The sequence below is a fragment of the Planktothricoides sp. SR001 genome (genome assembly GCF_001276715.1).
In the GTDB taxonomy this organism is placed as follows: Bacteria; Cyanobacteriota; Cyanobacteriia; order Cyanobacteriales; family Laspinemataceae; genus Planktothricoides; species Planktothricoides raciborskii.
The window spans coordinates 1-8,797 of the sequence record NZ_LIUQ01000056.1 but is presented as its reverse complement, the minus strand read 5'-3'; the positions used below and the strand labels follow the sequence as shown (position 1 = coordinate 8,797).

The window sequence follows — 8,797 nt, the reverse complement described above, 5'->3', positions numbered from 1 at the left end:
CCCCTACGACTTTTCACTTTCCCCGTTCCCTGATAACTGTTCCCCGTTCCCCAACCAACAACTAACAACCAACAACCAACAAACAACTAACACCTAACAACTAACAACTAACAACAAATTATAAAGATGCTTGTTTGGCCGCAATCATCATTCTGACTACATCCTGCATCTTATATTTCGCTTGCCAACCAAGGACTTCTCTGGCTTTGGCGGGGTGTCCCCGACCGACGGCAATGTCCGTAGGACGATATAAGCTGCGATCGCTGGTGACATGATCGCGCCAATTGAGGTTGACACAGGCAAACGCTTCGGCGACAAAATCTTCTAATTTATTGCTTTCTCCCGTGGCAATTACATAATCATCGGGTTGTTCATGTTGCAACATTAAATGCATCGCCTCGACATATTCCGGCGCCCAGCCCCAGTCCCGTCTGATGGACATATTCCCTAAAGTCAGGGTTTCTTTACTCCCTTGGGCAATGCGGCAAGCAGCGGCGATAATTTTTTGGGTGACAAATCTTTCCGGTCTTAGGGGGGATTCGTGGTTGTACAAAATGCCGGAACAGGCAAATAATCCATAAGCTTCCCGGTAGTTGGCGACTTCCCAAAAGGCGGCTGCTTTGGCGACGGCGTAAGGGCTGCGGGGTCTGAATGGGGTGCCTTCGTCCGCAGAGCGATCGCTGGTATCCCCAAAACATTCACTAGATCCAGCGTTGTACAGTTTGATCGGTGCGCCGGTAAAGCGAATCGCTTCTAATATATTTAAGGTGCCCGTGGTGATGCTATCCAGGGTTTCTACCGGCTGGTCAAAGGATAAGCCCACGGAACTCTGACCGGCAAGATTATAAATTTCATCGGGCTGAATTTTGTTGATTACCTGCAAGACACTGCGAAAATCGGTGAGGGACATGGAGGTTAATTTCACCTGTTCCCGAATTTCCAACCGTTGAAGATTTCTAAAGGAGGACATTTGAGCATCCCGTGAAGTGCCGGTGACTTCATAGCCTTTTTCTAGGAGTAATTTGGCTAAATAGGCGCCGTCTTGCCCGGATATCCCACAAATCAGTGCTTTTTTCATTTAACTGTTAATTAACCTTTCTCAATTTTTACGATCGTCGATGCGATCTAGGTATAAAGTGGCTCGCATCAATGATAAACTATGTTTTGTCTACCCAGAATCGTGGGAAATTTTTCATTTTTTTAATTTTTTATTGAAATTGAGGGCGATCGCTAATTTTCAACCAATTTTAAGCCAATTTTCAAATTAAATCAAATTAAACTCCATGAGTCTGCCTTGGGGCGGTTTGTTATTTATTGAAAGTTTATCTGTGTTTATTATTTTTAACGTTCAATGACTACTATCGATCAAATTATTCAACAAGAACCGAATCCATTTGATGCCGAAACTTTTTGGTCGGGTAATTTTTGGCAAGAAGACCAAAATCCTGAATTTGTGGTGGAGTCAATCCATCAAGAGGCAATTAAGGCGATCGGACAAACTCTGGATCTGATTTCCCAGGATCATCGCACTCGGACGTTAATGCTGGAAGGAGAAACCGGATCTGGTAAGACATATTTGTTGGGACGGCTGAGACGTATGCTGAACCCAAAAGCCTTTTTTGTCTATATTGAACCCTTTACGGCAAGTGATTATATTTGGCGGCATATTTTACGTTACACCGTTGATAGTTTATTAGAAGTTCCCGCCGGAGAACAAGATTCTCAGTTAATTTTATGGCTAAAAGGTTTGTGGGGTTTTAAACAGCGAGGCTTGCTGGACTGGTTGCGCGGGGAACGCCTTATGGTGATTAAAAACCTCCGGGCAATTTACCCAGCGGGAATTTACAATGCCAATGAATTTTTTGGAGTTTTGTATGATTTAACCAATCCCAAATTAAAAGAGTTAGCTTGTGAGTGGTTGCGCGGCGATGATTTAGATGAAGAGCAGTTGAAATTGTTGCACGTTCAACATTCCATTGATACGGAAGATGCGGCCCAAAAAATACTGGCAAATTTTGGCCGCATCGCCGCTGAAAGTAAGCCTATTGTGCTATGTTTTGACCAAATTGATAATATTGCTCGTCTCAGTGATGGCCATATTGATTTACAAAGTCTGTTCAGCGTGAATTCAGTAATTCACAATCAAAAGCTGAAAAATTTTCTGGTAATTATTAGTATTATTACCGATACTTGGCGACAAAATGCCCATCGCATCCAACCAACGGATAAAGACCGCGTTGATGCTTCGATTGTATTGAAAAAAATTAACTTGTATGAAGCAGAAACTTTATGGAAAAGTCGCCTAAATCGGCTCTATCTTCAGGCAAATCCTCGGCCTGTTTCGTCCATTTATCCCCTGAGTCGAGATATCCTGGAAATTAAATTTCCCGGAGGAAAAACTCGTCCGCGAAATACGCTGATGTTGGGTCGGAAGTTATTTCAAGATTATAAACTTAGTTTGATGGAAAATGGCCATGCTGTTTCCAGGCAAAACGCAGAGGCAGGGGCAGAACCTTTAGAAATTTTGCAGGCTGAGTTAATTGTTGAAGACTCTCGTCCTTGGACTGTGCCAACTTTAGAGGCTTTGGCAGATGAAGCTGATGCCCAAGTGGAGAAAAATGGCTCAAATTTAGCGACTACGGCAGCGTTTAAGTTGGTTTGGTTGAGGAAGTTTAATCAAACGGTCGATCGCATTTCTCGGATTCGTCAATATTCTTCCCCAGAATTAGTTACGATGTTGGCTGAGGCGATCGCGGCGATTCAACCTGTGGAAATTCAACCTCGTTTTCTATCTTCAAGTCGGACTTATGCCAGTTATTCTCTCAGTTATCAATTATCGGGTAAATCAACTCAGGTGGGGGTGGTTTGGTCGGAAGATTTGAATATGGTGAAATTTTGCAATCTGATGAAGGTCTGCCAGGAGGCGATCGCCGAAAATCTCTGTCAAAATTTCTATTTAATTCGCTCGGAAAGCGTGGGAAATCCCACTAACCAAGGTTATCAACTGCACCAAAAACTATTTAGCCAGCCCCAGCATATCCATATTATTCCTGCTCTGAATTCGGTTCACTATTTAGTCACCTATCATGGTTTAGTTAATGATGCGATCGCTGGTGAATTAGTGGTCGGAGATACCACCCCTAATCTGGCTGAATTAGAATCCTTGATCCGCGAGTCAAATATTTTATCAAATTGCCAATTATTGCAAGAATTAAGCCTAATTTCTGTCAACTCCGTGGCTGCCGATCCTGATAATTTGCTCAATGTCCAAGAATTTATCCTGAATCGATTAATGACTCAGCAGTGTATTGCCCGTCAGCGGTTAATCGAAGAATCCCGCAGTCAATTTAGCCCCGCAAGTGAGTCCCAAGTCCAAGGAATTATCGACCGTTTATGCCAAGAAAACGAAAAAATTAATATCTTAGACCCTAATGCCAAAATTGAGGAGCAATTAATTTATTTTGCTCAATAAATTAATTTGTTGTTTGTTGTTTGTTGTTTGTTGTTGGTTATTTGTTGTTTGTTTTTGCCTAAATCGCCAGAACAACAAATAACTAATAACCAATAAACAATAACAAAATTTAATCAAATGAGGTAATATTCTGTGACATCCATCCAGCAAATTATTCAGGAAACCTTAAACCCGTTTGACTCGACAACGTTTCGCCCAGGAAATTTCTGGCAGGAACAGCAAGAAACGGATTTAACTGTGGATTCAATTCATCAAGATGTGGTGCATGAAATTGAAGAATTATTGCAACAAGTCAACCAGGATCGTCGTACCAGAACTTTGTTATTAGCCGGTGATTCTGGGGCAGGCAAAAGTTATTTGTTAGGGCGAATTAAAGAAAGTTTGAATTGTCAGGCGTTTTTTGCTTACATTGGCCCGTGGCCGGAAAGTGATTTTATTTGGCGGCATATTTTACGCAATACGGTAGATAGTTTGATGTATGTGCCAACCGGAGAAAAATCATCTCAATTACTGCTTTGGATTAAGAGTTTATCGGCTGTTCACTCGGAAGGGTTTATGAAACGCTTTTTGGGTGAAAGGCAGTTGTTTATCCATAATCTAAAAGGAACTTTTCCTTCAGGAATTTATAATCCCAATGAGTTTTTTGGGGTGCTTTATGATTTGCATAATCCAGATTTGTATCCGATCGCGTGTGAATGGTTGAAGGGCGATCGCTTAGATGAAGAAAGTCTCAAGCTGTTGCGGGTAAAAAATGCTATTGATACGGAAACCGCTGCCCGGAATATTTTAGGTAATTTGGGTAAAATTGCCGCAGTAACTCAGCCGATTGTTTTATGTTTTGATAATTTAGATAATATTGACCGGGCTTTAGATGGATTTATTAATTTACAAGCTTTGTTTAGCGTTAATTCTATCCTGCATAATGAAAAACTGAAAAACTTTTTCGTGATTATCAGTGTGGTTACGAATACTTGGAAACAGCATCAAAAGCGGGTACAAGGGGCAGACCTTGCCCGAATCGATCGAGAAATTCGCCTGCAACCGATTAGTTTAGATCAAGCAGAAGCTTTGTGGGCAACCCGACTTTATCCCCTACACCAACAAGCAGAAATTCAGCCGCGATCGCGCATTTATCCCCTGTCTCGCGATGCCCTGAATTTTAAGTTTCCTGGGGGCAAAACCAAGCCCCGCTATGTGCTGATGTTGGGACGACAGCTTTTTCAAGAAGCAAAACAATTGGGACTCGATGAGTTTCATCAATCTCAACAAGAAAAATATCAAAAATATGCGGTTCATATTAGCAGACCGGATCCTCTAGCGGCGTTTAAATTACTCTGGCTGAAAGAATTTAAGAAAACCGAGCACAAAATTAGCCGAATTCGTCAATTTTCCGCCCCAGAATTGATCAAAATGCTGCGAGAAGCTTTGGAAGCTTTGCAGGTGATTGGCATTGAGGCAAAACTATTGCCTAGTCCCAAGTATGCTAGTTATTCTTTAAGCTACCATTTGCCGGTACAAATTGGCCGAATTGGGTTAGTTTGGACAGAAGATCCGAATTTAGTTGGGTTTTTTCATATGATGAAAGCTTGTGAAAAAGCTTTGCTGATAAACCGGTGTAAAACTCTATTTTTGATTCGGTCTGAAAATTTAGGCACCAGGAAAAATCAAGGCAATCAATTATATAGTAAAATTTTTACCGGATATCCCCATCGTCATTTATTACCGGATATGATTTCGGTGCATTATTTAGCAAGTTATCATAATTTGGTGAATGCGGCTTGTGCTGGTGAGTTGGTGTTAGGCGATCGCACTCCTAATTTAAAAGAGTTACAAGAGTTAATTAGAGAGTCTAATCTTTTACAAGATTGTCCTTTGTTGGATGCGTTGGGAATTTTTGCCGGTTATACTCGGATTGTTGGGGTGACTGGGGTTCCCCAAAGAAAAATTACTTCTGGTCAGGATCTTAGTCAGGAGTTGCAAAAGGTGAAAGATTATTTGTTGGCTTTAATGCAAACTCAGCAAATGATGGGTCGTTATGTGTTGATGCAAAATACTTTGGATCAGTTTCCTGATGTTGATGATGTGGTGGTTAATCAGTTAATTACTGAACTTTGTCAGGAGGAAAAAATGATAATTCTGGATGAAACGGCGCCAGTGCATTCCCAGTTACTTTGCTTGTTGAAGTAAGAGGGGCAACGGATTGGCAACGGATGGGTTAACTGATGGGATAAGAGATTGGCAAGGGATTGGCAAAGGATGGGTTAACTGATGGGATAACTGATGGGCAACGGATTAGCGTGGGGATGGGCAATAGATTGCGGATGGGATGAAAAGCTAATAACTTTTAGCTAAAAGTTATTAGCTTTTGGATTGGTGCTAGGATTCGGATTTGATGCTGTTTAATTGATGTTAGAGAAAACCAATGGATTCTAATGCAGTGAAATTTTTGTTAAATTTATTGAGTTTTCCCAATTATCGGGCGCCGATAAGTCACGTGAAACCTACGCCAAAAATGCAGGCAGCGGCACGAAATAAAATTTGTCGTGAATTGTGCGATCGCGATTTAGTGGCTTGTTCGGAACAGATTAAAACACTCAGGATTTCTCAGCAGGGTAAGACTTGGCTTAAATCGGCTCAACTACAGGGAGAATTAACCTTAGAAGAATTGAAGGTATTACAAGCCTGTTTAACGGAAAAAATTTCTCCGGGTAAAACCGGATTGCCTGCGGATTCTCGTCTGAAAATTATTGCAGATTTAGCCCGTCGTGATTTGTTGGTGCTTGAGCAAGAAATTGATGAAGTCTGGTTGACGGAAACCGGACAAAAGTTTTTAATTCAAGATTACGATCCCAGGGAGCAGTCGGGGAATATTCCTTTTAATATGTTAGCGGATTATTTGCGATTGGTTCATCAATTTTATCAACAGCCAGCCCCAAGACTCATCAATCATATCCCAAATCATATCCGAGGGGCGGTGAAAGCGAAGCTAATCCAGCCGTCAAAGCTGATGAATTACTCGGATAATTTTCCGATAAATGAACTGGATATTTTACAGACAATTCGCCAATTAGATATTCACTTAGGGGCGTTAAAAGATATGCCTACAGATATGCCCACAGATATGCCCACAGAAATGTCACCGATTCTACCCAGTGATGAGGATATTTTACAACTGATTTCACAGTTAGATCGGGAGTTGGGTACAGAAAATTATTTGCCAATTTTTCATCTGCGGGAAAAGTTACAAAGTTTATTGGTTAGGGAAGAATTAGACCAAGCTTTATATCGTCTGCAAGCCAATCAGGAAATTCAACTAAAATCCTTGGAGGAGGTTCTCCATTACAGTCCAGAGTATTTTGATGCGGCAATTCCTCAAGAAAAAGCATGGTCATTATTTTTCATTGTCAGGACTTATCCCTCGAAGGAAAAAATCAGGGGTGAGGATGAGGATGACAGGAAGGGTTTGATTACTTTTGATTAAAAAATGTTTAATTTTGAAACAAAATGTGCCAATTGCCCCAATTTGAGCGATCCTAGTATAACGGGCTAATCAATACATATGAGGTGACATACAATGAATGCTAAAGAACTGAAGTTTCTGTTAAAGTTATTGAGTTTCCCTAATTACCGTGCTCCTCTGAGTGAAATTCAACCAACCCCGAAAATGCGATCGCCGGAACGAAATAGCATTTGTCGAGAACTACGCGATCGCGAGTTGGTTGCTTGTCGGGAACAAATTAAAAATTTGACCATTGCCCCTCCAGGCAAATCTTTGCTCAAAATTGACTCCACCAATTTGCCGGTGACTCCCGAAGAAATTAAAGTGCTGCAAGCAAGTAGTCAAGGGCCAATTACTCCGGGAAAAATCAATATTCCTAGTCAGGAACGGGAAACGGTAATTGAGGGTTTAGCTAATCGTGGCTTTATTAAGACGGAAAAAGAAATTAAAGAAGTTTGGTTAACCGAACGGGGTCAGCAATTTTTAATTGAAGAATATCAGTCTAATAGCAGTTCGGCGAATATTACTTTAAAAATGCTGACGGATTATTTGCGGTTGATGCGAAAAGTTCAGGTAAATTCTGCATATATTGCCACACCGAACCAGGCAATCTCATCGACAGTCGCTGCGGCAGATATTACGGCAGAAAAATCTGTGGGTAAATCAAGCGATCGCGAGATTTTGCAAATTATCAGCGATTTAGATCGGGGACTGGGAACGGAGAATTATTTGCCAATTTTTCACTTGTGGGAAAAATTGAAAGCTTCTATGTCTAAGGATGAGTTCGATCGCGCCCTTTATCGGTTGCAACGGGAAAATAAAATAGAACTAAGTTCTTTACAAGAAGGGATGAATTACACTCCAGAGCAAATTGCCGCCGGAATTCGTCTAGAATTCGGGGGCTATCTATTTTTTATCATCCTCAATTAAGAATGCGTGTTTGGGCAAAATTTATCGATGTTTTAGGTGGAATTAACTTATGGCAACTATTGATGACATTATTAAACAAGATGTGAATCCGTTCGATCCAGTGACTTTTTATACGAGTGATTTTTGGCAAGAATCACAACAGTCTGGATTGACGGTAGATTCAATTCACCAAGAGGCGATCGCAGAAATTACCGAATTACTGAACCAAGTCGCTAAAGATCATCAAACTCGCAGTATTTTACTACTTGGCGATCGCGGTTCGGGGAAAAGTTATCTGTTATCTCGACTCAAACAGCAACTTAACCAATCGGCTTTTTTTGCCTATATTGGTCCGTGGGTAGAACAGGGGCAAATTTGGCGACATATTCTCCGTTATACCGTGGATAGTTTAATGCAAAAGCCTGCTGGAGAAACCGAGTCCCAGTTATTGTTATGGTTAAAGAGTTTATCCGCATTTCGCGATCGCGGGCTGAAAAAGAAAATCTTGGGAGAAAGGGGTTTATTTATTCATAACTTGAGGGGAACCTATCCGTCAGGAATTTATAACCCTAATGAATTTTTTGGCGCCCTGTATGATTTAACCAATCCTGACTTATATTATACCGTTTGTGATTGGTTGCGCGGTGATGATTTAGATGAAGAAAGTTTAAAAGCGATTCGAGTCAAACGGTCAATTGACAATGAAACTGATGCCAAAAATATTTTAAGCAATTTTGGCAAAATTTCGGCAAATACTCAGCCCATTGTCCTCTGTTTTGACCAGATCGACAAAGTGGCAGAGACTGCCGGCCATGAAGAACTCCAAGCATTATTTACCGTCAATACCACCATCCATAATGAAAGGCTGAAAAACTTTTTCATTATTATTAGTCTGATTAGTGCGATTCGTTCACGCG

Annotated in this window: 6 protein-coding genes; 5 read left to right on the top strand and 1 reads right to left on the bottom strand. The window is 41.0% G+C overall.

What is annotated here, in order from left to right; all coding sequences use genetic code 11:
* Window positions 1–118 precede the first annotated feature (118 nt).
* On the bottom strand, window positions 119–1,078 hold the full coding sequence (locus AM228_RS23690) for a GDP-mannose 4,6-dehydratase (RefSeq protein ID WP_054469406.1): 960 nt from the start codon (window positions 1,076–1,078) through the stop codon (window positions 119–121).
* A gap of 273 nt (window positions 1,079–1,351) precedes the next feature.
* Here AM228_RS23690 and AM228_RS23685 point away from each other — a divergent pair, with 273 nt between their 5' ends.
* The 5 genes from AM228_RS23685 to AM228_RS23665 all read left to right on the top strand — a co-directional run.
* Window positions 1,352–3,472: a P-loop NTPase fold protein gene (locus AM228_RS23685; RefSeq protein WP_054469405.1), complete on the top strand. Its 2,121-nt coding sequence runs from the start codon at window positions 1,352–1,354 to the stop codon at window positions 3,470–3,472.
* A gap of 132 nt (window positions 3,473–3,604) precedes the next feature.
* Entirely contained in the window at window positions 3,605–5,659 is a 2,055-nt protein-coding gene (locus AM228_RS23680; RefSeq protein ID WP_054469404.1) for an ATP-binding protein, read from the top strand.
* Window positions 5,660–5,894: 235 nt separating this feature from the next.
* Entirely contained in the window at window positions 5,895–6,953 is a 1,059-nt protein-coding gene (locus tag AM228_RS23675) for a hypothetical protein (protein WP_054469403.1), read from the top strand.
* Between the two features lie 93 nt (window positions 6,954–7,046).
* Window positions 7,047–7,901 (top strand): hypothetical protein, encoded by an 855-nt coding sequence (locus tag AM228_RS23670; RefSeq protein ID WP_054469402.1) that lies wholly within the window; start codon window positions 7,047–7,049, stop codon window positions 7,899–7,901.
* Between the two features lie 49 nt (window positions 7,902–7,950).
* A partial coding sequence (locus AM228_RS23665; protein WP_156332011.1) for an ATP-binding protein occupies window positions 7,951–8,797 on the top strand: 847 nt, incomplete at its 3' end.